This is a genomic window from Glaciimonas sp. GNP009, assembly GCF_054343755.1.
On record NZ_JBTGUV010000004.1, the window covers coordinates 1,272,679 to 1,298,702 of the forward strand.

Below are 26,024 nucleotides of genomic sequence, written 5' to 3' on the forward strand. Positions count from 1 at the left end.
TATTCCGCTCTCGCCATTCAATGCATTCCAAGATAGGCGGCCCGCACATTTGGGTCATGCATCAGATCAGCGCCCTTACCGGATTGTGTGATGCTGCCGTTTTCCAGGACATATGCGTAATCGGCAATCCCAAGCGCCTGATTCGCCATTTGCTCGACGAGAAAAATAGTTAATCCTTCTTCTCGTAAAGCGCATATCGTCGCAAAAATTTCCTGAATCATGAGCGGTGCCAGGCCGAGCGAGGGCTCATCGAGCAACAGCAGTTTTGGCTCACTCATCAAAGCTCGGGTGATCGCCAGCATTTGCTGTTCGCCACCGGAAAGCGTACCCGCAGGCTGGTGTTGGCGGCTTCCAAGAATCGGAAATCGTTCGTACGCACGCAGGATGTCGCGCTCGATAGCAACCGGATCGCGGCGTCTCAGATATGCTCCTAGTATCAGATTGTCGCGTACGCTCTGATCGGGAAAAATGCCACGGCCTTCCGGCGACAATGCAATTCCCAACCCTGCACGACGATGCGATGGCAGGCGCGTAATATCCCGTGTCATGCCGCCATCCATAAAGCGGATTGAACCGCTGGTCGGGATCTCCCACCCCGCGATACTTTTTAACAAAGAACTTTTACCTGCACCGTTAGCACCAATAATTGCGACCACCGCGCCTGCTGGTACTTCCAGCGAAATTTTGCGCAGCGCTGAAATCGGCCCGTAAGAAACATCAATTTCGTCAAGTATTAGCATGTCACTTCCTCGGCTTTAGCAGTGAGCGCGGTCGCATCAACTGGCGCGCCCAGATACGATGCGATGACCCGTGCGTCAGCGCGTACTGCAGCTGGCAAGCCTTCGGCAATTTTGCTACCGTGATCAAGCACAATGACGTGATCGGAAATTTTCATCACCAGATCCATGTGATGTTCAACCATGACGATGCTGATTCCAAGTCTGGCGATACTGACAATCAGATCCCCTAGTTCAGCACATTCCTGAGGATTTAACCCGGCGGCGGGTTCGTCAAGCAAGAGCAATAGCGGTTCGGTTGCGAGGGCACGCGCCAATTCCACACGACGTTGCAGGCCATAAGCAAGACTACCGGCGGGCCGCAACGCCAATGACGTCAGACCAAAAAAATCCAGCACTGACGCGGTATGTTCGCGGGCTTGATGCTCCTCAGCGCGAGAGGACGGCAGTCCCAACAAGGCACTGAAGAAACCGTTTTGCATGCGACAATGACGGCCAATAAGGATATTTTCCTGGACCGACAGCGCGCCAAACAAACGCAGGTTTTGGAACGTGCGCGCAATGCCCTGCCCACAAATAGCATGGCTGCTAAGCTGACCGATATCTTTGCCAAGAAACGCGATTCTTCCCGAACTGGCTGGAATGACGCCGCTAAGCATGTTAATCATGGTGGTTTTGCCAGCGCCGTTAGGACCAATCAGCGCATGAATTTTTCCTGACCGCAGAGAAAACGATACATCCTGAACCGGATGAATGCCACCGAATGATTTGGCAAGATGGTGAACCTCCAGCAGTTCAGGCTTCGTTCCGCCCGCGTGTATTGCAGGAATCTCTTTTGCCAGTGCGGACAGTGCTGCGCGAGCGCCGCTCAATTCTGGCGACACTTCCGGCGCGGATGAGCGCGAGCGCACTAAGCGCGCACTTACCTTTTTGAGCAAACCAGCGACACCTTCCGGCATCACATACAGTGCAAACAGCAACAGCGCGCCATAGCCGAAATGCTGCACCGATGGCCAGCGAGCCAGATAAGCATCAATCAGCGTCAAAGTTATCGCGCCAATCAACGGTCCATACAGAGAACCGGCTCCGCCGAACAACACCAGCAATAAGATAAAAATCGACAGATTAAAACTGATGTAGTCGGAGTTAATATACTGGCCATGTTGGGCTACCAGCCCACCGGCAACCCCGCAGCACACCCCAGCTATGACAAACGCCAACACCTTGTAACGATACACATTAACGCCCGCACAAGCGGCGGCAATTTCATCAGCCTGAATCGCCAGCCAGGCTCTGCCAAAGCGTCCAGTTAACAGATTACGCAATAGTAAATACGTAATCACCCCAAACACCACCACCAGCCAGACCCACTGCAAGCCTGACAAGGGCGCGCCAGACAACGTCAGCGGTTTGACACCGTAAATCCCTTGCGCACCGCCAAAAACTTCGGTCCATCCTGCGACCAATTTCTCTACCACGATGCCAAAAGCCAGTGTCACCATCGCCAGGTAAGGACCACGCACGCGCAGCGAAGGGCATGCGATTAACGCACCGCACAAGCCGGACAACACTGCGGCACCCAACAGCGCGCATACAGGATTCCAGTCGAAACGTGTACTCAAGATCGCTGTGCCATAAGCGCCAGCCGCAAACAATCCAGCCTGTCCTAGCGATTTTTGTCCCGCAAATCCAACCAGCACATTCATTCCGGCGGCACAGAGAAAATACACGCCCATCATAAACAGCAGGCCCAACTGATAGTCGTTGTCAGCCAACAAGCTAACGATAACAATCGCACCGACAACGGCAATGAGACCTAGCATCCCTTTGCGATCCATTTTGTGGTGCGCGCGCATCAGACTTTTTCCACCGGACGCAGACCCATCAGACCGTAAGGACGACATGCCAATACCACGATCACTAGCAGGAATACCACCACCTCACGCCATTGCGCCTGCCACAAATTGACCATCGATTCCACTACTCCCAGCGCGAAGCCACCCAGCACGCAGCCGCGTGGGTTCGACAATCCGCCGATGATGGCGGCAGAAAAGCCTTTGAGTGCAATGGCCAGACCGATAAATAGCGAAGCTGAGGTAATCGGCGCGATAAGGAATCCACCCAATCCGGCGAGACCGGAACTAAGCACGTAAGCGCCGATCATCATCGCCGATGCATTGATACCCATGGCCCCGGCGACGCGCGGATCATGCGCCACAGCACGCATCGCCTTACCAGTCATGGTGCTACGCATTACCCAATCGAATACAAGCATGATGCCGATACTCACGCCGAGCGTGAGTATTTCCTGCGGACGCACACCGATACCGAACAGGTGCAATACCTTGTCGCCCACCGGAGATGGAACAAATACTTGTGATGGTCCCCACAACGCGAGACCGCCGCTGGTCAGGATGATACCGAAGCCGATGGTACTCATCACCCACGACATTCCGCCCTTGCCAGCAAATGGCCGTACCGCCAACAGATACAATAACAAGCCAGTACCACCGACGATGACCATCACTGCGATCGCCGCGAGAACCTGATGCCAGACGACGAGCGGGACGTCGGACAATGAGGCATTCATCGGTTTTCCGGTCAGAAACCAGAGCGCCGATAAACCGATAAAAGCGCCAAAGGAAATAAAATCGCCCTGAGCAAAGTTCAGCGTTTTGGTCGTGGTAAAGGTGATGCTGAAGCTCAATGCGAACAACGCATAAGCTCCGCCGACCGCAAGACCGCTGATAATCGCTTGAATCACTGTGATCAGCATGGCGAAATAAACCTTTCAGGAAAATTGGCGTTGACGTCGATCTTATTTTTTATAATCGACAGTCATCAATGACTTGATCACTGGATCGGAGTAAGCCACTAATTTTCCGTCTTGCCATTTCACCCAGCGATAGTCCGAGGAGCTGAGCGCTTCGCGATTGGTTGCCGAGAATGGTTTGGCATAGGTCTTCATCACGCCATCGACATTGCCCTGCAAATTTTCCAGTGCGTTGCGCACCTTTGCACCGTCAGTACTATTGGCTTGCTTGATCGCCGCCGATAGCAGCAGAACCGCATCATAGGCATGACCGGCGATACCGAACGGGCTCGACGGCATCTTTGGCGCAATACGCTCAAACAGTTTTTGTTGGCGTGGGGTGCGGTCATCGGTCAGCGTTTGTAGGAAAGTTGGACGCATTGCGGCGCCGCCAGCTATCTCGTTAAAGGAAGGTTGCTGGATGCCCCACGACATCAGCGTCGTTGGCGTATAACCTATCTTTTCCATGCTACGCATCAGTTGGGCGGAAGGAACAGCCTGCGCCCACACGATCAAGGTGTCGACTCCCGCGGCTTTGCATTTATTCAATTGCGACGTCATGTCGGTATCCGCCACAGCAAATTTTTCGCTGCAACCGGGTACGATTTGATGTAACTGTCCGACTTCTTCAATATCCTTCAAGCCGCCCTGACCGAAACCCGTGGTCTCGACCATGTAGCCGATCTTTTTGCTGGTCGGATTTTTGCTAGCGTAGGCCATCAGCGCCGCGATGGAATCGCGGTCAACCATGGAGACGCGAAACATATAGTTATCCACCCCTTTGCTCATCGGAAAGGTAATCGCAGTCGCTGATCCAATCGCGCCAATAACGGGAATTTTCTTTTGATTGGCAATATGCTTCCAGGCCAACGCATTGCCTGAATTGGTCGGCCCGATCACGGCGACGACCTTCTCGGCGTCGATCAGTTCGGACATGTTTTGCATCGACTTTTGTGGCTGCGAAAGATCATCCCGCGTGACCAGACTCAGCTTGCGCCCTAAAACACCACCACTGGCATTGATGTCTTCGATTGCAGCTTGAATACCGAATACCGCGGCCTTCCCGCTAAGTGCCGATGGCGATGCCGACAGATCGCCGTTAAAACCGATCTTAATGTCCTCGGCATGCACCGCTACAGTGTTTGCCGCGAACAATGCTGCCAGCGCCAATCCCTGTCGAATTTTTTTCTGTGTAATTGTCATATTGTGTCCCCTCCGGTTGGTTGCACCTGTGCCGTAGTTAATCTGCGGTCTACTGGTGTGCTGGGTCTTGCTGGTGTTGTCTGCTTCTAATTACTCTGATTGCTACAATATTTAAGAAAGAGTGCTTAGATGAAAGCCCTCATATCCGCGTTCTGCGACCTCATTACATTTTTTGCGGTAGGGCACCACACCGCCAACATACGGCATGAACACGCGTGGCTTGCCGGGTACGTTGGCACCGACGTACCATGAATTAGCTAGCGGAAACAAAGTCTTGTCGGCGACTTCGTTGACATGCGCCACCCACAGCTCTTCTGCCACGCGATCAGCCTCAATCGTTTTATGTCCATGTTCACCCATCCATGACAGACAATCGGCGATCCACTCAACATGCTGCTCGATGGCAAAAATCATATTCGACAGCACCGAAGGGCTGCCCGGGCCGGTAATGGTGAACAGGTTAGGAAAACCCGCCATCATCAAGCCCAAATAAGTGCGCGGGCCATTTTCCCATTTGCTGGCCAGGGTTTCCCCGGCACGACCAACGATATCGATCTTCGATAGTGCACCGGTCATGGCGTCATAGCCGGTTGCAAAGACAATGCTATCGAGCGGGTAATGTGTGTCCGTCGTCTGCAAGCCGCTAGCCGTAATGGAAGTGATCGGCGCGGCACGCAGATCGACCAATGTGACGCTATCGCGGTTATAGGTGCTGTAGTAGTTGGTGTCGACGCAAATCCGTTTAGCACCAATTGGGTAACCTTTTGGCTTCAGCAAATCGGCCACTTTAGGATCATCTACGATAGCGCCGATCTGGCTTCTGACGAATTCCGCAGCGCTATCGTTGGACCTGATATCAAGCATCAGGTCGTTGAACGAGTGCATAAAATTGACACCACCCGCTTGCCAACGGCGTGAATATTCGACCTGTTGTTCAGCGCTGCTAACCTCGTGCGCTTTATGCGGACTTTTTTCGTACAAGGTTCCGGAGCTGGTGTCCTCACGGGCCTGCTGACGCAAACCGGCGTAGTTATCCTTCCATTTCCGCTGAGCCGCGTCTGTCATAGGAACATTGCGCGCTGGCACGCTGAAGTTCGGCGTGCGCTGAAATGCAAACAATTGCGCCGCCTGTTGCGCGATGACAGGAATACACTGAATTCCCGAAGATCCGGTACCGATTACGCCGACGCGCTGGCCACTAAAATCGACAGGCTCGTGCGGCCAGTTACCGGTGTGATAGACATTTCCTTCGAAGGCATCGATACCAACAATATCCGGCATGCGGGTCGACGACAGGCAACCGGTTGCCATGATGCAGAAACGTGCAAAAATGTGCTCACCATGCTCGGTACTGACATCCCATAAACCTTGTTCTTCGTTGTAATGTGCAGCGCTAACGCTGGTCTGGAATGTAATATCCTTGCGCAAATCGAAACGCTCAGCGACATGCGACGCATAAGCCAATATTTCAGGCTGCGCTGCGAATCGTTCAGTCCATTCATACTCCTGCTGCAACTCTTCGGAAAACGAGTAGGAATACTGCATGCTCTCGACATCACAACGCGCACCGGGATAGCGGTTCCAATACCAAACGCCACCGACGTCATCGCCTTTTTCAAATGCACGCACCTTCAATCCCAATGCGCGCAAACGGTGCAGCATGTACAAGCCGCCGAAGCCTGCACCAATCACAACGGCATCCACCACTTCGCCACTGGCACTGGACAAAGGAGTAGTTTTCGCCTGCGCGTTACTAAACGGTTCGACAGCATCTGGCATTATGTCTCCTCAGCCCTACGGCCCTAATATTTATTTTTATAGTATTGACTTACCCCAAAATGCCCCAGCGGCGTTGTGCTCTCCTTGCCGTAGTAGCGCACTGTCTCCGTCGGCACGCCTTCCTGGGACAATTTTGGGTAAGTCCTAATCATCAAAGCAACTTAACGTCCCAACCGATAAAAGTTGCTCGCCGTATCGTGGAACAATGACGCTTTTTCCGTTGCTGATGCACCGGAGGCTATGCGCTTGAATGCGTTCCATAGAACGGGATAGCTACACATACCTTTATCGACCGGAAAATTACTTTCAAACATGCAGCGATCTGCACCGAAGTGTTCGATACAAGCTTCGATGTACGGGCGCCATGCAGTCGACAACTCGCCGGACGATGGTGGAATCGGTTCTTTATGAAATTCAAATCCGATGACCGCCATTGCCAAACCACCCAACTTGACGTGCACATTAGGACACGTCGCTAACGTTTTCATTGAAGCTAACCAGTGCGTAAATACGGTGTCACGTTTACCAACATAGGGACCCACACCAAGTGGACCGCCGGTATGATTCAACACAATCGGGGTCTCGGGAAAAGCCCGCGCCAATGCCGTCAGTTCATCAATTTGCGTGTGATAAAGCCACGCATCAAACGTCATATTAAACGCCTGCAAACGACCAAAACCGGTACGGAATGTCGGGTCAGAAAATAGGTGCTCTTGTGGACGCCCCAACAAACTGGCGGAAAATGCCTCATGCCGTGCCGAGATATGGCGGATACCGCGGAAGCGGCCATGGCCTGCGTCGATGTGTGCCGCTAACAAGGCATCAACTTTGTCTCCCAAAAGCAAATTGCCAGCACCGACAATACCGGCGCAAATGCGGGTTTTTTCATCGCGGCGTTCGCACTCTTCAGCAACTGCCGTGACGAATGTCGTTTCTCCAACCGAACGCAATTCTTCCGGTCCATCGGTACGATATGCATATCCACACTGAGAAAAAACAGTCGCTACAACGTTGTGACCGGAATTGGTATCAGCTAAAATTTCGTCAAGGAAATAGCCGCCTTCGCGCTCCCACAAATGATGGTGCGGATCGATGATCGGCAAATCCGGTTCGATGATTTCTTCCTGCAAACGGAGCAACCAGGCTGGATCAAGTGAAATGTGCTGTAAAACCGGAATGGACGTATTTGACATGGGAAAGCTTTCAGTTAGCGTTAAAAACAAGCACGATTTGCCATCTTCAGTCCAGAGCCGCACATAAACCAATACGCTTGAATCTTGACTGAAATATCTACCGCGATTTAGGCCGCAACCACCGCTGCTTCGCCCACGATTGTGGTGCGATGCATGACGCGACGTTCGTCAGCGTCGAACTTGGTCACCTGATGCATGGTGCAACGGTTGTCCCACAACACGACATCGTCGGTTTCCCAACGATGCGAGTAAACAAATTGCGGCTGGCCCGAGAACGCGGTCAGTTCGGCAATCAGTTTGCGTCCTTCTTCAGAAGACATGCCTTCGACTTCCTCGTTATAGATCGGGCTGATGTAAAGCGATTTACGGCCAGTTCCTGGGTGAATCCGCACCAGTGGTTGCCATACCGGCGGCATCGCAGCGCGCTCTTCGTCTGTCAGTGGACGCAAGGAATTCTGTTTTTGCAAAAATTCAAAGTCATGCAAAGCGCGACGGCCTTCAATTGCCTTCTTCAGTGATTCTGGCAGCGCTTCATAGACCGCATACATATTGGTGAATTGGGTTTCTCCTCCACTACGGCTGACTTCGATCCCGTGCAGCAGAGATCCGGTGCAGGGTATCGCACGGTAGCTACTGTCGGTGTGCCAAAATTGCGCCAATGACACCTGACGCGCTGTTGGGTGCGACAGTGGCATCAATACATTATTTTCATCAACGTTGGAGACACGGAAAATTTCGCGTACGCTTTTTGAGCGAATGATGTCCTGGTGAAATATTTCGGGCTCACCGAAATTGCGCGTAAATTCAACATGTTCCTGATCAGTAATATGCTGATTCGGAAAAACTAACACCAGATGATCCATCCAGATATCGTTCAACAGACGCATGGTTTCCTGATCCAGCTTCTGACGCATATCGACACCAAGTACTTCGGCGCCAAGCGTGGTGCCCAACGGGCGTACCGTAAGTGACGCGTTGGACGTATTTTTGACGTAAGACGACATAAAGATATCTCCAGATCCAGAAAAGGAATGTTTAGTTTTAGGTGTAATTTAGGTGTAGCAAAAGGCGGCACAAACGTGCCGCCATGGTGGACTGCTGCCGCGCTCAAAGGAGGGCGATCAGTCGGCGAAAGAAAAGCCCATCGCCCGGGTGTAATAGTAGATGCCGCCATCCTGGATAATCAGGAACATGGCGCGCTTGTCACCCTTGTTGTGATGCGAGTGAACTGACACCGCTGGCGTCACGGTCGTGGCCCATTGCGACCAATCCTTACGCTTGCCATCGACAATCGAATAGCAGCCTTCGCCCTGGATAATCAGTGCCATCGCCATCGCATTGTGTCGATGCGGACGCTGTGCATCGCCAGGCTGAAGAGAGTTCATCGCCACGGTCAGCGTTGGCAACACATTGCGAATTGCCAGTTGCGACGTAGACGATAAAATCAACGCAGAGCCGGGAATGTCTTTGCCACGCCCTACCGCGTATAACAGATCGATTTGTTTAGTAATTTCATCGGCGGGATAGTGAACGACGCAGGTTGGAGATTTGCCTTGCTCAGGCGCGCGCAGATGCTCGAACGCGAGTTGCGGTTCGTTCGTGACGATCCACAATACGGCATCGGTGCCGTGCGCGTGATAACGATGCACGCCGCCACCGGGAAGCACGAACACATCGCCAGTGCTCCAGTCGATTTGCTCGGATTCGCAATCGGTCGTGCCGGTGCCCGTGATGACATAGACGATGATTCCGCTGGCAATAAATTCGGTGCTTAAGGTCTCACCTGCTTTGATCTTGGCGTAACGCGCCAACGACAAAGGTGTCGTTGCCGGAACCGCGCTTTCCAGCTGCGCCGAGACGTCACAAGCGATCAGGCCAGTTGGCGTGTCGGGATGCAAAGCCTTTGCTGGCTCATCAATAAAGCTTTGATCAGGTACCGCGGGCAGTTTGACGTCAAAGGCGTTACCAGTATTGAAATACCGGGCCGATGCTTGTGCCTTAGTTTTCGGTGCAGCCGCTAGCTGAACGGGTAAATCCGCAATTGTCGTAGGACGCGTTGCTTCAGTCATGGTGATCTCCTAGTGTTCTGTTGCCGTTGGTCCTCCCTCGCGGGTAAGCGCCAAACGATCTTTATGTGTATTACGTTACGCCGCTCACCCCGCAGGGTCAAACGAGAAATTCTTGTCGATACCGATCACTGCAAACACCACTTAACAACATTGTTGCGTGGCTTTAGGGCACACCTTCTATACCGATTGGACCTATTCAATCACCGACGGCAATCGGCACACCTCAGTCACAATAGCTGCAAAATCCGCAATAGCCGGATCGAGACTATCAACACGGGTAGCCACGAAAAAGGTAATGGAAGGGATCGGTGGCTGCGTTTTCAACACACATAACGTCCCGTTCTCAACATCATCCTTGATCAACTCTTGCGGCATCATGCAGATGCATACGCCGCCGCGCGCGACATACAACATGGTCGACATATTATTGCAAAAACTGATCGAACCCGGCATCACACCGTCATCCGCGAACCAGCTTTGCATCTGGGAAAATAAGCGCGCTTCCCGACTGAGCGAAATGATCGGCAATGCAGCGATCTCGCGCGGACTCACCACTTTCAAGTCGCCTATCAGAGCGGGAGCACCGACCCATACCACCTTCATTGCACCAATTGGCATCGCATTGATCTCGGGCGCATGGATCGGCCCACCGACAATGGCAACATCGATTGCCCCACGCCCCAGTTTCTGCAACAAACTTGCGTTCAAATCGATATCGACCTCAACCGCCAGCCCGGGATAACGCAACTTCAATGCATTGATCATCGCCACCAATGAACGTGCGGCGATCACTTCCCCAAGACCAATCTTAACCACGCCGCTGGTGATCTCCGGTTTGCCAGCAGCAAGCCGTAACTGAGACGCATCGATCACCACTTTTTCGGCATGAACCAAAAGCTCACGCCCTTTTAGCGTTAGCTGAACATGCCGCCCGATACGATCAAACAAGACTACGTCCAACTCCATTTCGAGTTCTCGGATGCGTGAAGATACACTCGCCTGAGATGTGTACAGACGCTCGGCCGCGGCACTGAAAGTGCCGAGCCGGGAAATCCAGCAAAAGGTCTCAAGCTGCTGAATATTCATTGTGTTCTTCTTACCTCCACATTTAGTCTGTTGGTTCGTAAGTGGGCTAGTCGGTGGTTGCTTACATCTTTCCTTGGCCAATTACCCCTTATTTACTGGGAGCAATCAACGCAGTCGCCATCGCCTTCAACTCCCTGCGCAAGACCTTGCCGGTCGCAGTGACTGGCAGCGCCTCACAAATTTCGATACGATTAGGTACTTTGTAACTGGAAGCAATTGCACGGCAATGGGCCTGCAATTCTTCACAACTCACTTCCATACCCGGCACTGGCACAATAAAAGCCACAATCATTTCGCCGCGGTCGGCGTCCGGTGCACCGGTTACGCCAGCCAGCGCAACAGCGCCGTGCTGCTGCAATAACTCTTCAATTTCGGCGGGCGCGACGTTGATGCCTGCACGCTTAATCATTTCGGTATTCCGACCAACAAATTGCAAACAACCATCGACGGTCAATTGCCCCAGATCACCCGTTGGAAAATAGCCATCCGATGTAAAGGCCGAGTCGTTTAGTTCGATGCTAGTGCCGGTATATCCCGGCGTTACATTGCCGAATACCTCAATCATGCCGACTTCACCTTGCGCCATTTGTTCGCCAGTATCCGCGTCAACAATACGTACCGTCACACCAGGCAGCGGCTGTCCCTGCATTTGTTTGCGTTGCTCCAGCGGCCAATGATGCCAGGTGACGCAACAGTTTCCGTAGCTTTCAGTTTGTCCGTAGACGTTACAGATTTCGTGCGCGCCGAGAATTTCGGCGGCATTGACGACATCCTGCGCGCTGCCGATCGTGAGGCCGGTGCGCAGACTACGCGTGCGGTCCTGATGAAATGACGGATGCGTGACAATACTTGTCGTCATTGCTGGCAAGGTATAGATCGCCGTACAAGCATGCCGCTCGATCAATTCGATAGCGCCAGCCGGTTCAAAGCGCGTCTGCAATACCAGCGCGGCGCCGTGCGTGAAGGTGGCGCACATCGCATTTGCTGATCCATACGACCAAAACAACGGCAATGCCAGCAGCACTTTGTCGTAAGGAGAATACCCTTGCCGTTCACCGATGTTGAAGGCGTTTTCAAGCATGGCGCACTGCGTCAATCGCACTGCTTTCGGATAAGAAGTTGAGCCTGATGTGTAAAGAATCATCGCATCATCGCCGTTATGACCGCCGGCACCTGGCGCCTGAGATTCATCGAGCGGCGGATGGCGGCTGACGAAAGCCTCATAATCGATCGCGCCAATCAGTGGCAGGCCACCGGAACCACTGCCGCCAATGGCAACAACGGCATCCATCTTTGGATAGCGCGCCGAACGCCATTGACCAGACACGACGGTGCCCAACTCAGGTATCAATGCGATCAGGTCAGCGGCATAATCCTGTTCCCCAAACTGTTCCAGAGTGAACAATACTTTGACTTCTGAGTCTGCCAGTAAAAAATCGAGTTCCGCACGTTTCGACCAGGTACTGAAAGGCACGGCGACTGCACCAATAGCCGCCGAAGCGATACACACTTCGATCCATTCCGGACGGTTATTGACCAAAATGCCGATACGATCACCGCGACCTACGCCAGCAGCACGCATTCCCGCGGCGACGCGGCGAATTCGTAGTTCCAGCTCGGGATAAGTAACACGCTGATCTCCTGCAATGATGGCAGGCCGATCGGTATACCGCTCAGCCATTTCACACGCAAGGTCAAATAAATTTCTACTGTAAGGTGCACGCATAGTTCGCTCAAGTCTTTTCAATGGTTATAACAACTGCGAGTACCTATAAAGTATTTCGCAAGGGAATATAAAAAATGACTAAGCAAAATCATGCAACCAGCGTCAAGCGCCAGGCAGATTCCGAGCGGCAGATAATGCGGTGATGTCGTGCATTCACGCTGATAGTCGTTACGCCCGATTACGTATAACCGGTCGTTACAGCTATCAATATCTTGTGTTAATTATTCGCGCAAACTTTCACATCGCTGCGTTGATCAAAAGGCTCTCGGAAGAGTGTTGATAAACGCTTTTTTCTGTCTCCGGTCGTATCAGCATATTGCTGTCGACTCTTTGTCATTTTTTTATACCCAACAGTAGAGCGCCCACGTATTGCAGTCAAACGAGAAAATCTTGTAGATATTTATTAGGATTTACGAAAAATCGCCCCAGCGGCGTTGTGCTCTCCTTGCCGCCAAAGTGGCCCGGTACTAGCGTACTGCCTGCGTCGGCACGCCTTGCTGGGACGGTTTTTCGTAAATCCTAATGATGCAACTGGTTTGCAACCCCTCCGCCGCAGACAAGATGCTTGGGCGGCAAAGAAAGCACAACGCCGCTGGGGCGATTTTGCGTAAGTCCTTTTCTAAGTAGCGTTGGGGGGCGGGATAGCCTGTCCATACATGTTGATTTTGTGGCAGTTCTTAAATAACAGTGTTGGCGTCATGCCAAAAACCTGACGCACTGAATGGCTAAAATGGGTAGAGTCCGGATAGCCGGTATTGAGTGCCAGATAAACCAGATTAGTCGAATCCATCAAGCGATAAAGCAAACTACGTCCCCGTTTCCATGACCGAAAACTACGGAAAGGCACACCCACAGTCTCCCTGAACAAATGCAAAAACCGCGATACCGAAAGTCCTGCATCACGCGCACTATCGATTGCCGATGCCTGACCGCAAGGATTAAGTTTAATAGAGGCAACTAACGATGCAATCCGTGATTCGAAAGTACGCGGACGCGTCAGCAGTTGTCCGAAAAAAAACATATCAAAGTCTTCAGTCTGCGGATCGATAATATCTCCCAGACTGTTAATTTTTGCATACGCCTCACGCATCTGCCGCACCACTGCGTCGTCGTTTCGTTGACCGGAAACTGCTTTCAAATAACTCGGCAGAAGACTCACATCAACTGTTTCTGGTTCTATATGTATCACCGCGACCAGACGGTTATCACATTCAATTCGGTGCGGCGTATAGGCTTGCACAATCGCGAGGTCGGTGCTTAACCAATCACCTCCGTCGATACTAATCCGTATTGGCTCAGCCAGCGATACATACATAATAATGCTGCCCATCACGCGGGTAGTGCGCTGACCGATCAATCCAGCATAAAACACCCTGTCAGAATTAATCCATATGTGACGTTGGCGCTGCGGACGTTTGCCTGCGTCTGTGTTAACTGGTAATGCATCATTTTGTTTCATTGCAATATCCACCAATATTGAGTATCGGGCGCTAGGCCCCGCATGTTGCAATTACTTTGTTATGTCGCCCTTGCCCCATGAAATGGTGGAAGGCAAACCTGATGTCACGCTATTCATGTTCCGGTAACAGCCAGTTCTAATTCAAAGGGCGCAATGCGGTAGGGCGAACCAAAATATCCGATAAGCTGCATGCGGTATCAACACCCCATGCAGCAGACCCTTCGCAATCCAAGACTATTTGTTCTGCAACAACCGGGACAGAAGTCCCGGCGCTATCAACCTTCCTCTACCACCGGAATCACTGGATGCAATACAGATTGCAATTTCGCCGATTTTTTTCGATGCTTGGCACGAATCGCAAAATACACCTGAATCAGGATCAGGAAAGCACACACTCCCAAGAACGCACCACTAATTGGCCGCTGCACGAACACCATCATGTCACCACGAGAAAGCAACAAGGCACGACGGAAGTTTTCCTCTACCATGGGTCCAAGCACATAGCCGAGCAAGATCGGCGCGACTGAAAAATCCAGAGCAACGAAGATAGCCCCGATCAGACCGAATACCAGCACCTCACCAATTTCAAACAGACTATTGTTGGTACTGTAGACGCCTACCGCGATAAAGAATAAGGCGGCTGGATACAGATAGCGATAAGGCACCTGAAGCAGTTTTACCCAAATACCGATGAGTGGCACATTCAATATAACGAGTAATACGTTACCGATCCAGAAGCTAGCGATAAGACCCCAGAAAAGGTCAGCATGTTCAGTGATCAGTTGCGGTCCAGGCTGGATTCCCTGAATCAGTAATGCGCCCAAAATAAGCGCCATCACGGCATCGCCTGGAATACCGAGACTCATCGTCGGAATAAAATCAACCTGGGTTTTTGAGTGTGAAGCAGCTTCCGGGCTGGCGACACCTTCAATTGCACCATGACCGAAACGTTCAGGTGTTTTGGATATTTTGCGCTCAAATGCATACGCAATAAATGTCGTGATAGTCGGTCCGGTTCCGGGCATTGCACCGAATAAAGTTCCAATCAAGGTGCCTCGCACCATCGGAAAGAATGACTGTTTCAGCTCAGCCTTGCTAGGCCGCATATCGCGCAAGCGCATTTTGACGCCTTTAGCAACAACCTCCATGCGGTTCACGCTGCGCAAAAATTCAGTCACACCAAATAAACCCAGTGCCAAAGCAACCAACTCAACTTTGTCGGAAAGTTCGATCAAGCCCATAGTAAAGCGGGCGGTTCCAGTGTTCACATCGGTTCCGACTAATCCGATCATCAAGCCGACCAGCGTCATCGCCACCCCTTTTAAGGGTGATCCTTTTGACATGGTGCCACCGCAAATCAGACCCAGCAACATGATCGAAAATATTTCCGTTGGGCCAAACTTGAAGGCGACACTCACCAACAAAGGCGATGCAAAAATCATCACAACAATACCAAATGATGCGGCAAAAAATGATGAAATCATGGTAATGCCGAGCGCGGTTCCTCCCTTGCCCTGTTTGGTTAGCGGATAACCGTCAAGACAGGTAACAGCATGCGGAGGATGACAAGGCAGGTTAAGTAAAATCGCACCAATTGCGCCGCCATATTGCGAGCCGTAAAAAATGCCGGCAAGCATTAATATTGCAGGAATCGGATGTAAAGAATAAGTCAACGGTAGCAGCATGGAGATCGCCGAAAGCGCACCCATGCCAGGCAATACCCCGATCAGATTACCAATTAATACACCAACAAACGACCACATCAGATTGTGTGGCTGAAGCGCAACGCCGAAGCCTTGCCACAAATCCATTAAAGACTGTCCGATCATGACTCAACCCCACTGAAACAAAGGAAACTGCATTTTAAGCGCCCACCAAAACACGACTACGCACACTGCCACCATTGCTAACGATAATAGGCATGCGCTCTTCAGTGAATTTTTCCGATCTCCCATTGCGGAGATGAAAACAATCGCAAACGTCGCTGGCAACAATCCACCATAGCGACCCAGGACCACAAAAGCGACGATGGAAAGAGCGATGCAGATCCAGCCACGCCATTCGGGCCGCAAATGTTTTTCTTCCTCTGCCGAAACGCCACTTTTAGCGGTAAGCGCAATTGCTGCACCTACCAGCATCAGCATCGTTCCCAGCGCCACGGGAAAAAATCCTGGTCCCATTTTGCTTAACGTGCCAATGTTATATGTGCGCCCCTGTACCACAGCGCCCAAACCCAACAACATCATCAAACCGCCGCCGTAATAATCTTTATTATATTTATTGATTAAATTGCGCATTGTCATCCTCCTATTGCTACATTAAATTTTTATTTCTTGCGCGACTTATCGAACCGATATCCGTCAAACCTGCACTTTCCGACGAAAAGTTCATTGTCTTAAGAGCACTCTAAAAACCGCAATGAACACGCTTGCCACCCACAACCAAGGTCGACTGAAAAGCAAGGCCGCACAGCTGTGCGGTGAGCGTCGACAATGCAAGATTAATTCGCGTAATGCGTTTTAGAGATCACTCTAAGCTTGCGCTGGTATTTTTATGGGCGAAGACTGCCTTCTGCCTGACTCCAACTAGCTTAATTTATTATTCTACTATTTGGTATTGTAATGTACTTTTAGGTACAAATTAAAACTTTAGAATATGACGTATTGCTGCAACAGACTGCAGTGCAGATAAGTCAACGAACATTCCTTTTTAGGAATGTAGCAACCCTCAAGCCTTAACTTTAAGGTGCCTTTCGATGCACCGCCTAGGGATGAAAAAAGCTCGGAGCCGCCTTGATGCAGATAAATCAAGGTCGGATAGAAGCGAGGGTAAATGGGAAGGTCTTATTGCAAGAGCTTCCTTTGAGCAAATGTTAGCGAGATAAAATTAGAAAAATGTGTAGCAATTTCTATACATTTTTCCTCAACGATTACTTAGTCTTTTCAGTTTTTTTAAAACTAACTAACCAGCCAACGTAAATTGACGCTATGCAGCAACCGGTTTTCGGACCTTTGGCAGTATTGCATTACCAATGATTTGCTTCATTACCTCGGCAGTACCACCACCCAAACGGCACATACGGGCATCGGCAAACGCACGTGCGATTGGGTATTCCCACATGTAGCCCCAACCACCGAAGAACTGCAAGCACTGATCCATTACCTTACCTTGCAGTTCAGTAGTCACCAATTTCGCAACTGCAGCATCGGTCGAGTCCAGCTTGCCCTTCAGATGCAACTCGATACAACGGTCAACAAATACCCGTTGCGCTAATACTTCAGCATGCAATTCAGCCAACTTGAATCGCGTATTCTGGAAGTCCCCAAGCGTCTGGCCGAACATCTGGCGCTCGGTGACGTACGCTTTGGTCCATTCCAATGCCGCTTCAGAACTCGACACGCCACGGATTGCCTGAACCAGACGCTCTTGCGCAAGTTGTGTCATCAGCAGTACAAATCCCCCGCCTTCATCACCAAGCAAGTTGCTCACAGGCACACGCACATCAGCGAAAAATAACTCGGATGTATCTTGTGCTTTGCAGCCTAACTTTTCGAGTTTGCGTCCACGTGTAAAGCCTGGCGTATTGGTCTCAACCAAAATCAGACTGACGCCCTTGCCGCGTGCCTTCGGATCGGTCTTGCAAGCCAACACCAATAAATCGGCGCTATGACCGTTAGTGATAAAAACCTTCTGTCCATTGATCACGTATTCGTCACCGTCGCGCAACGCCTGCGTGCGCATGGCCTGCACGTCGCTACCGCCAGATGGCTCGCTCATGCCTAGCGCTACTACCACTTCGCCGGTCGCCATTTTCGGCAACCACTTTTGTTTCTGTTCTTCCGTACCGAAATCCACCAGATACGGAGCGATGATGTCTGATTGCAGATAAAAAGTCGGGCCAGTTGCGCCTACACGGGCCATTTCCTCTATCAGGATCGCACTGTGTAAAAAATCGCCGCCCATGCCGCCGTATTCTTCTGGAACATTGCAACAGAGCAAACCTAGCTCACCCGCCTTAAGCCACAGTTCACGCGGCACTTGACCGGCTTTTTCCCAGTCGGCATGAAAAGGGACGATATGTTCAGCGATAAAGCGCCGCACGGTGTCGCGGAAGAGTTCGTAATCGGCTGTAAAAATGGTACGTGGAATCATGGCACACTCAAGGTTATAGGTTTGCGGCGCACGCCCAAGAGTAGACTGTCGCCATGGTATGTAGACTTAGGTTTGAATTATTATCGTTGAAGTCTTATTTTTAACTTAGCTACTAACAGCGTTCAAGTACCTGTCCACTTAGGCGCGCGCTTTTCGGCGAACGCCAATGCGCCTTCACGTGCATCGTTGGAGCGCAACACCGGGCCGGTAATAGCATCCTGGCGTGCAAACATCTCGTTAATTGGCCAATCACGCTGTTCAACAATCACGCGCTTACTTGCCGCGACTGACATCGGCGCGTTCGCCAGAATCAGACGCGCCAGACGCTTGGCTTCGGCCAGCGCACCACCAGGTTCCACCAATGCATTGATCAGTCCATAACGTTCCAGCCGCTCGGCAGATATCATTTCGCCGGTAAGCGCGATTTCCATCGCAATACGCTGCGGGATCAAGCGCGGCAAACGCAACAATCCTCCCGCCGCGGCAGCCAGTCCGCGCTTGACTTCGGACAGACCAAACATTGCCGTGCGCGATGCCACCAAAAGATCGCAAGCTAACGCCGATTCGAATCCACCAGCCAACGCATAACCTTCAACAGCAGCAATCACAGGCTTAACCGGAGGCGTCACGGTCATACCCAGGATGCCTCTTCCCTCAACCCGCGTGACTTCACCGCGTGCAAATGCCTTGAGATCCATCCCAGAGCAGAAATGACCACCCGCGCCAGTGAGAATGGCCAAATGCAAGTCATCGCGCCGATCCATCTCATCCATTGCCTCACACACGCCGAAAGAAACCGCACGATTGGCTGCATTTCTCGCCTGTGGTCGGTTGATTGTGATGATCACCAGACCATCTTCATGTTCGACCAATACTTCATCTGCCATGGGTTACATCCTTCATTGTGCGTTCGGTACTACCGATAATTTCTATGCCTCCAGTGCGAGGGGCTCCGGCCAGCATTGCTCATAATACTAAACGGTACTATTCAATACGGTCAAGTATATACTTTACGGCATGATCAGTCGATTTCAAAAAAACCACGCATTTCTGATGTTTATGCGTTTCGGCCAACAATTCGTTAATCAGAATCACACATACTATTTAGTATTTGTTTTATACTCTTCGGTATTGAAGCATCAACTATCGCTTATTAGGCAACCTCTTATGGCAGCACTTCCATTAGCCGGCATTCGCATCCTTAGTCTGGCCGAACAATATCCCGGCCCCTTCGCGACGATGCTATTAGCTGACCTCGGCGCGGATGTGATTCTGATTGAACGACCAGATGGCGGTGATCCGTCACGTCGCTTCCCCGGGCTATTCTCCTCACTGAATCGCAACAAACGCTCAGTGACGCTGGATCTTAAATCTTCGTCAGGCAAAGAACAGTTCTTGCAACTGGTCGATACGGCGGACGTCGTCATCGAGGGATTTCGCCCTGGTGTCATGGCACGCTTAAAGTTGGACGCTGACACATTGCGCACGCGCAAACCTTCGCTCGTATTTACCTCAATTTCGTCGTTTGGCCAAAATGGCCCGATGGCAGGCGTCGCCGGACATGACATCAGCATCCAGGGTTCGGTCGGCATGCTGGACGTACCGCAAGGCCAGGAGGCTAACGCCACGCTACCCGTGTTGCCACTGGCCGACATCTCTTCGGCGATGTTCGCTGCATTAGGTGTTGTGACCGCACTGTTCGCACGATCCCAGTCCGGCAAAGGCGCCCAAATCGATGTCTCCATGTTCGATTCATTAGTCTGCTGGATGACGCCGTTTTTGGTCCCTGTGATGAACCAGCAACCGATCCGCCCGCTGCCCCCCGAAGATCCGGGTTATGGATTGTTTGGCACTGCCGACGGACGCCAGATCACGTTGAGTATTGCAGGCGAAGATCACATGTGGCGGGCGCTTTGCGAGTTGATCGGGCTCGACGAATTTGCGGGTCTGCCGGAGCTAGAACGGAATGCACGCAACCAGGAAATCGATCCACATTTGCGCAATGCAATTGCTGGCCGCAGTTTCGACTGGCTATGTCAAAACCTGGAAGCGGAACGTATCGCTTTCGGTCCGGTGTTAAAGGCAGAAGACGTGGTACAAGATGCCCATGTCAACGCACGCCGCATGGTGGTTGAAATAGAAGGGCAGTATAAAAATGCGCAGAAAAAAGAACGTTTCATTCGGCAACCACTGATTTTAGACGGACAAATCGGCACCATCGCCCGTCCTGCTCCGGGGCTAGGTCAGCATAATAGCGAAATATTAGGGGGATAAAAGTGGGCGCAATATCGGGGAGGATATTGCGCGATTGCAAGCAGACCGAATAAACAGAATAGTAGTCCTGGATTGTCGTCAACAATCCTTGCAGAACATTCATTAGTTTAATAACTTCTATTCAACTGCCGGGTTAAAGTTAGGGACATGTAAGCGCCTGTCACTTTATCTTTATCAGAGCCTGCTCAATTTGGGCCAGGAGTAAATACAAATTACGATGTATCGTATTCCATACTATTTCAAAATCGACTTTGTGATAGCCATGCGCCAAGGCATTGCGCATTTCGTAGGCAAATCCCCAGGGAATTTCACTGTGCTGAGCCGCGAATTCTGGATGCTTCTTTATAATGTTTTTACAAGCCTCTCCAACGATTTCAAAATTACGAACAACCGCATCCTGAGTTTTCTCATCGTCAAGAAATTGCATTTCTGTCATGCCGGTTTTATACCATTCGATACGCTGAATTGCTTCAATAATGTGGCCTAAGTATTCAGCCACACGTGGTTGATCAGTCCTGCTCATACGGGAATTGCCTCCGCAAGCACTTGGGCCCTGAAGCTTTCCGGCAGCGCTTTGGGTGTAAGGACATCAACTGCAATGCCTAGTAACTGGCGCAGTTCGTAACGAATCGCACCGATATCCATCATCGTGGTTTCGCTGGTAGGATCAACCAGTAAATCGAGGTCACTCCCTTCTTCATCCTCGCCGTGTAAAACAGAACCAAACACACGCGGATTGGCCGTATGAAATCTACTTGTGATTTCGCGTACGGCAATACGGTTCTGCTCAAGAGCAGTAGAAGGCTTCATCTTGATCTTTCAAGGGGGAATGATGTTCCACGTTAATACTAAAAAATATACTTATAAAAATGCTTATATTAGCTAGATGCACGTGGAAAAACACCAATATAGCCCATTCTGATTGCCAACTATTTATTTGGCTAATAAATTTGGCTGGCTAAGTAGACTATTTTTTGGCCTTGACGGAGAAATCTTTAACGGATTTTAAGTGAAACTCTTCCAGCAACGGGTTTATGAACCCTTTCGCTGAAGGTAGTTTGCTGGCGCGATAAGGAAGTTAGTCTCGTTAGAGCAATATACGTAAAGTCAATCACGGAAGGAGCCCTAAAAGCTGATGTTGAAATAATATGCGGCTCGCAACCGAAAACTCAAGCAGTTTCCACCGCAGCACGCGCGCGTTTGCGGCGATTTGACTTGGCCTGGATCATGGCTAATACCAAATCAGACACGTGCTCGGCGGTTTCAACCTGTTTCAGGCGGCCGTGAGGTCTGAACCATACGCATGACCAGCTGACGATGCCGCCGACTGCCAACGACGTAATTCTGACATCCGGTACGGTGAATTCGCCGGTGGCGATGCCGTCCTCCAGCAATGCACACAATTTACGATCAAACTCGCGTCGCATCTCTTCAATGACTTCGCTATCCATCTTTGACAAATGCTTTTGCTCGCGCATGTAGATGGCAATTGCCTCCTGATTTTCCAGGACTGCCAGCGTAAAGTCATGCACCAGCGAGCGTACTTTTTCGGTCGGCGAATGTCCGGTGGCAACGATCTGATTCAATACTTCTAACGATGCACGAATACCGCGTGAGCATATTTCTGCCAATAAATCGTTCTTCGATTTGAAGTGCGAATAAATGAATGGCTTGGTGACGTTGATTTTCTCGGCGACTGCTTCAAGCGTGGTGTTGTTGAACCCGCTGTGATAGAACAGCTCAACCGCGACCGAGATGATACGTTCACGTTTGAGTCTGGAAACTGCGTCGCGAATATCTTCTATCTCGGTGGGTGCATGACGCGTGGTATTGCGTGATGAGATGCCCTGTACGCTACGATCAACTTTGCAGGGAGTGGCCATTTTTGCCGCCACGGTTCCCCGCATCTTGACGATATCGACTGGATCTTTACTCTTATGCTCGGCGTTATTTTTCACTTTAATGGGTCTGGACTTGACTCAAAAATCAGATCAGCCGTTTCATCCCGCGGTACAAATCGGCCTTGTACCAACTGCCCGATGACAGGCGTACCGCTCTGCCAAAGCCCCAGCGCACGGACACCGGCGTCCAAATCCACCGTTACCAACGTGTACGGCAGTTCGGCCGCGAAAGCAGGGTGAAATGCATGGTGCGCAACGGTCCAGCTATGTACTCTGCCGGCACCGCTGGCGGCCTTCCATTCCACCGCATCTGAATAACATGCATCGCACAACAGGCGCGGATAATGACGGGCTTTGCCGCATGCGGCGCAATGCTGAATCACCAGGCGACCTTCTACAGCGGCCTCCCAGTAAGGTCGTGACAGTTCGTTAAATTGTGGAATCGGTTTGGTTGGAACGGTCATTTTATTATCCTCTGCGCATGATGGCTAAAGCGCCATCGCCCATATCGCCATAGCCGGTCACGAGACCGACTTCGGCATTCTCAACTTGTGCGCGGCCACCTTGACCGCGTAATTGCCGCACCAATTCAACGATATGATTCAGACCCCATACATGCGCTTGCGACAATAAACCGCCGTGCGTGTTGGTCGGCAATGCACCGCCGAGTTGCAAGCGACCGTTTTCCACGAATGGACCGCCCTCGCCTTTAGCGCAGAAGCCGATATCTTCAAGCTGGCGAATCACGGCATAGGTGAAACAGTCGTAAATTTGTGTGAGGTCGATATCATCATGCGTTACGCCCGCCATTTGAAATGCGCGCGGTGCCGCTTTAGCAATGCCGAGACTGGTCATATCCGGGCGTTGCGTGATGGACCCTGGTGAATCGGGATGACCGGCGGCAACGCCAGAAATATATACCCGTGGTTGACGCAAATCACCGGCACGTTCAGCAGCGCTCACAATAATGGCCGCGCCACCATCGCTTTCCAAACTGCAATCGAGCAAGCGGAACGGATCGGCAATCATGCGCGAGTTGCGATGATCTTCGAGCGTAATCGGTTTCTTCATCAGGGCGTTGTCATTAAGCAGCGCGTGCTTGCGACAGGCCACCGCCACCTCGCCGAATTGCGCAACCGTAGTGCCGTACAACTCCATATGGCGGCGTGCCATCGGCGCATACAATTGCGCCGGAGCGATTGCACCGATAGGGTATTCGAATTCTGTCACGAAATGGAACTGCGGCATCTGGTGGATGCGTGCGCCGGCCTTGTTGGATCCAGCACTGACGTTTCGGCCAAAGGTAATCAATACATGATTACAGACACCAGCGGCGATTGCCGCAGCGGCGCATTGCAGCGCCATCACTGGACTAGCACCGCCATGCGGAATCACCGCTGAGAAACGCAAATCGGGAATGCCGAAGTTTTCGATAAAATCGTCGGATGTACCACTGACGATGCCGACCGGGATGATTCCGTCGATATCTTTTGGTGTCAGCCCTGCGTCCGCGATCGCTTTCAATGAGGCTTCGATTTGAAGTTCGAATGCTGTTTTAGTAGAACCGCGCATGTAGACGGTTTCACCGACACCAGTTACACAGGATTTGTCACGTAATGACATAGTAGTAATCTCATTTCAAAGTTGTCGGACTGCCGCGCACTTGCCAGGATTTACATCGGAATCGGACTAACCGTACTATCTTTGGCGCCAGGGTTGACACGCCCATTAATGAGATAGTTTTACGTTAGTCTTCCGCTATTTATGTGGACGCTGACTTAGCAACTGAATTTTCAACCACATCGATCGACACCCGCTGCGCAACACGTTGCCGATAACCAAGGCTACGCTTGCGCTCTTTTGCGAGTTGCTTGCGATAGAAAGTTGGATCGAGTTCAAGTGCATAGCGCGGGCTGGCGGGGTAATGGCGTTGCAGGAAAGCTTGCTCTTCCTTTATCGCGGCGCGCATTCCGGCCTGATCCGGCAAGTCGACATCACCGCATACCATCTCGGCGAGCCATTCGGCCTGATCGTCCATCATGCGGATGTTGCCGCCACCGGCGACGTTAAACAATCCCACAAAATACAGGCCAGGTTGCGTTGGTGAGACGACGCGCAGGAACAAATCTGGTTTGTGCTCTTCGGTCTCTCCCGCATCTTTAGTCAGGAAGGGCAGTCCAACTGAATAGCCAGTGGCCGCAATGATAGTGTCAAATGACGCGACGCTACCGTCCAGAAAGCGCACTTCGTTACCGGTCACCGATTCAATTCCGGGTTTAGCCGTGATGCGGTTCCAGACGAAATGTCCCATCAGACTTGGATGACTGGTCGGATGTGTTCGTGTTTTCGGTGCAACAAAACCCCATTGCTTCATACTGCCGTGCACGATGCGGGTGAGCATTTCACGCATGGTACGGCGCATCGGCCAAGGCATCCAGCGTTTTTCAATCTTGCCCAGCACGCGTGAAGTCGGCACGCCGAACAACATACGCGGCATGACTAATACAGGCGAACGTGCAGAAATTGTGGTTGATTTAGTGACGACGCAAATATCGGAGGCGATGTCGACTGCACTGTTACCCATACCGACCACCAATACGCGCTTATCGCGGAAAGGTTCGGGAACTTGATAACTGTTTGAATGCAGATATTCGCCAGCAAAGTCATGACGCCAGGCGGCATGCTTAGGCACGCCCTGATGTCCGCTAGCGATCACGACCGAGGTGAACTGTTCAACGGTATCGTCATCGAGACGAACCTGCCATCCACCATTTTTGGCCGCAACATCCACCACTTTAGAGTGGAACCGGATGTGTGGCACTACGCCGAATTTTTCGGCATAAGCTTGCAAATAGCGACTGACGCCGAAGTGATCCGGGTACAGCGGGCCATCTTTAGGAAAAGGGAAATCTTTATATGCTGTGATGCTGACTTCGGAATTCAAGTGCAGCGATCGGTAGGCCGGTGAAAGGCCATTATCATTCTGGTAGACCCACAGTCCGCCAATGAATGAACCAAGTTCGTAGACTACGACGTCGACCCCGCGCGCCAATAAGTGCTTGGCGGCGCAGAGGCCAGCCGCCCCGGCACCAATCACCGCAACCCGCTGTGCGGTTCTGGATGCCGTTTGCATCAGATTGCTTCCAGCTCGAACCAGAAATCAAGGACATCACCAGTGCGGACTTCTGCAAATTTAGTGACGACACGTGTTTTCAATGCCATTTGTTTAGCTGCTTTATCTGGATCTGTCAGGTCGATACCTTTGAAGAAACCACCAATTGCAGTATCAGCACCATCCAGCAAAACATAACCGAAAGCATACGGAGGATCTGGCAAGCCTTGAAATGGCTCATAGACCATCGTGAACGTTTCGATACAACCGCCTGGACCGACTTCAACCCATTCCGTGGTTGGCTCTAAAGTTTGGTCAGAAAAAGCGCGTGGTGGGACCAGTACACGACCGGTTTCGCCACAACGACGACCATAAATCTTAGCGTGGTCACGAATCTGAACGTAGAACCAGCTTGCTGTTTCTCCCAGTGCGTGATTGTAGGTAATGTTCCAAGCCTCGCGGCGTTTCAGCAGTTCCATTTTTTTTCCTTCAGAAAATTGATTGATTTTTGGTGATCTCTG

23 protein-coding genes are annotated in these 26,024 nt (G+C 51.4%); 1 reads left to right on the top strand and 22 read right to left on the bottom strand.

The genetic code is table 11. From position 1 onward, the window contains the following. Window positions 1–17 precede the first annotated feature (17 nt). From ACXX82_RS06620 to ACXX82_RS06690, 15 genes are all read right to left on the bottom strand, one after another. On the bottom strand, window positions 18–740 hold the full coding sequence (locus tag ACXX82_RS06620) for an ABC transporter ATP-binding protein (RefSeq protein WP_458562641.1): 723 nt from the start codon (window positions 738–740) through the stop codon (window positions 18–20). Further along, window positions 734–2,593, bottom strand: coding sequence for a branched-chain amino acid ABC transporter ATP-binding protein/permease (locus ACXX82_RS06625; RefSeq protein WP_458562642.1), 1,860 nt, complete (start codon window positions 2,591–2,593; stop codon window positions 734–736). The genes ACXX82_RS06620 and ACXX82_RS06625 overlap by 7 nt, the downstream gene beginning before the upstream one ends. Next, on the bottom strand, window positions 2,593–3,513 hold the full coding sequence (locus ACXX82_RS06630; RefSeq protein WP_322232942.1) for a branched-chain amino acid ABC transporter permease: 921 nt from the start codon (window positions 3,511–3,513) through the stop codon (window positions 2,593–2,595). Before ACXX82_RS06630 ends, ACXX82_RS06625 begins: the two co-directional genes overlap by 1 nt. A gap of 42 nt (window positions 3,514–3,555) precedes the next feature. Next, on the bottom strand, window positions 3,556–4,752 hold the full coding sequence (locus ACXX82_RS06635; protein WP_322232944.1) for an ABC transporter substrate-binding protein: 1,197 nt from the start codon (window positions 4,750–4,752) through the stop codon (window positions 3,556–3,558). A 111-nt stretch (window positions 4,753–4,863) separates the two neighbouring features. Continuing rightward, entirely contained in the window at window positions 4,864–6,531 is a 1,668-nt protein-coding gene (locus tag ACXX82_RS06640) for a flavin-containing monooxygenase (protein ID WP_458562643.1), read from the bottom strand. A 161-nt stretch (window positions 6,532–6,692) separates the two neighbouring features. After that, entirely contained in the window at window positions 6,693–7,724 is a 1,032-nt protein-coding gene (locus ACXX82_RS06645) for an amidohydrolase family protein (protein ID WP_322232948.1), read from the bottom strand. A gap of 107 nt (window positions 7,725–7,831) precedes the next feature. Then, window positions 7,832–8,728, bottom strand: coding sequence for a TauD/TfdA dioxygenase family protein (locus tag ACXX82_RS06650; RefSeq protein WP_322232950.1), 897 nt, complete (start codon window positions 8,726–8,728; stop codon window positions 7,832–7,834). A gap of 117 nt (window positions 8,729–8,845) precedes the next feature. Next, window positions 8,846–9,793 carry a cupin domain-containing protein gene (locus ACXX82_RS06655; RefSeq protein ID WP_458562644.1) on the bottom strand — a complete coding sequence of 316 codons (948 nt, stop codon included), beginning with the start codon at window positions 9,791–9,793 and terminating at the stop codon, window positions 8,846–8,848. Between the two features lie 192 nt (window positions 9,794–9,985). Further along, complete coding sequence (locus ACXX82_RS06660; protein WP_323505909.1) at window positions 9,986–10,879, bottom strand: LysR family transcriptional regulator; 894 nt, start codon at window positions 10,877–10,879, stop codon at window positions 9,986–9,988. An 88-nt stretch (window positions 10,880–10,967) separates the two neighbouring features. Beyond that, a complete protein-coding gene (locus ACXX82_RS06665) occupies window positions 10,968–12,605 on the bottom strand; it encodes a class I adenylate-forming enzyme family protein (RefSeq protein ID WP_458562645.1) in 1,638 nt (545 codons plus the stop codon). Window positions 12,606–13,224: 619 nt separating this feature from the next. After that, complete coding sequence (locus ACXX82_RS06670) at window positions 13,225–14,064, bottom strand: AraC family transcriptional regulator (RefSeq protein WP_322232958.1); 840 nt, start codon at window positions 14,062–14,064, stop codon at window positions 13,225–13,227. A gap of 275 nt (window positions 14,065–14,339) precedes the next feature. Further along, the gene (locus ACXX82_RS06675) at window positions 14,340–15,893 is read right to left on the bottom strand and encodes a tripartite tricarboxylate transporter permease (protein ID WP_458562646.1); all 1,554 of its coding nucleotides are present in this window, start codon (window positions 15,891–15,893) and stop codon (window positions 14,340–14,342) included. Between the two features lie 3 nt (window positions 15,894–15,896). Beyond that, on the bottom strand, window positions 15,897–16,367 hold the full coding sequence (locus ACXX82_RS06680; protein ID WP_322232962.1) for a tripartite tricarboxylate transporter TctB family protein: 471 nt from the start codon (window positions 16,365–16,367) through the stop codon (window positions 15,897–15,899). Between the two features lie 682 nt (window positions 16,368–17,049). Then, window positions 17,050–18,216 (bottom strand): acyl-CoA dehydrogenase family protein, encoded by a 1,167-nt coding sequence (locus tag ACXX82_RS06685; RefSeq protein ID WP_458562647.1) that lies wholly within the window; start codon window positions 18,214–18,216, stop codon window positions 17,050–17,052. Between the two features lie 122 nt (window positions 18,217–18,338). Further along, complete coding sequence (locus ACXX82_RS06690) at window positions 18,339–19,103, bottom strand: crotonase/enoyl-CoA hydratase family protein (RefSeq protein ID WP_322232966.1); 765 nt, start codon at window positions 19,101–19,103, stop codon at window positions 18,339–18,341. Window positions 19,104–19,383: 280 nt separating this feature from the next. Here ACXX82_RS06690 and ACXX82_RS06695 point away from each other — a divergent pair, with 280 nt between their 5' ends. Then, entirely contained in the window at window positions 19,384–20,490 is a 1,107-nt protein-coding gene (locus tag ACXX82_RS06695) for a CaiB/BaiF CoA transferase family protein (RefSeq protein WP_322232968.1), read from the top strand. 160 nt (window positions 20,491–20,650) lie between these two features. Here ACXX82_RS06695 and ACXX82_RS06700 read toward each other — a convergent pair whose 3' ends face one another. From ACXX82_RS06700 to ACXX82_RS06730, 7 genes are all read right to left on the bottom strand, one after another. Beyond that, complete coding sequence (locus ACXX82_RS06700) at window positions 20,651–21,013, bottom strand: HepT-like ribonuclease domain-containing protein (RefSeq protein WP_322232970.1); 363 nt, start codon at window positions 21,011–21,013, stop codon at window positions 20,651–20,653. Continuing rightward, entirely contained in the window at window positions 21,010–21,300 is a 291-nt protein-coding gene (locus ACXX82_RS06705) for a nucleotidyltransferase family protein (protein WP_322232972.1), read from the bottom strand. The genes ACXX82_RS06700 and ACXX82_RS06705 overlap by 4 nt, the downstream gene beginning before the upstream one ends. A gap of 359 nt (window positions 21,301–21,659) precedes the next feature. Then, window positions 21,660–22,448 carry a TetR/AcrR family transcriptional regulator gene (locus tag ACXX82_RS06710; RefSeq protein WP_322232974.1) on the bottom strand — a complete coding sequence of 263 codons (789 nt, stop codon included), beginning with the start codon at window positions 22,446–22,448 and terminating at the stop codon, window positions 21,660–21,662. Beyond that, window positions 22,445–22,855, bottom strand: a complete 411-nt coding sequence (locus ACXX82_RS06715) for a Zn-ribbon domain-containing OB-fold protein (RefSeq protein ID WP_322232976.1) — start codon at window positions 22,853–22,855, stop codon at window positions 22,445–22,447. The genes ACXX82_RS06710 and ACXX82_RS06715 overlap by 4 nt, the downstream gene beginning before the upstream one ends. A gap of 4 nt (window positions 22,856–22,859) precedes the next feature. Then, window positions 22,860–24,014, bottom strand: a complete 1,155-nt coding sequence (locus ACXX82_RS06720) for a thiolase family protein (RefSeq protein ID WP_322232978.1) — start codon at window positions 24,012–24,014, stop codon at window positions 22,860–22,862. 139 nt (window positions 24,015–24,153) lie between these two features. Then, on the bottom strand, window positions 24,154–25,524 hold the full coding sequence (locus ACXX82_RS06725; protein WP_323507546.1) for a flavin-containing monooxygenase: 1,371 nt from the start codon (window positions 25,522–25,524) through the stop codon (window positions 24,154–24,156). Then, window positions 25,524–25,982 carry a Zn-ribbon domain-containing OB-fold protein gene (locus ACXX82_RS06730; RefSeq protein ID WP_322232982.1) on the bottom strand — a complete coding sequence of 153 codons (459 nt, stop codon included), beginning with the start codon at window positions 25,980–25,982 and terminating at the stop codon, window positions 25,524–25,526. The genes ACXX82_RS06725 and ACXX82_RS06730 overlap by 1 nt, the downstream gene beginning before the upstream one ends. Between the last annotated feature and the right edge of the window lie 42 nt (window positions 25,983–26,024).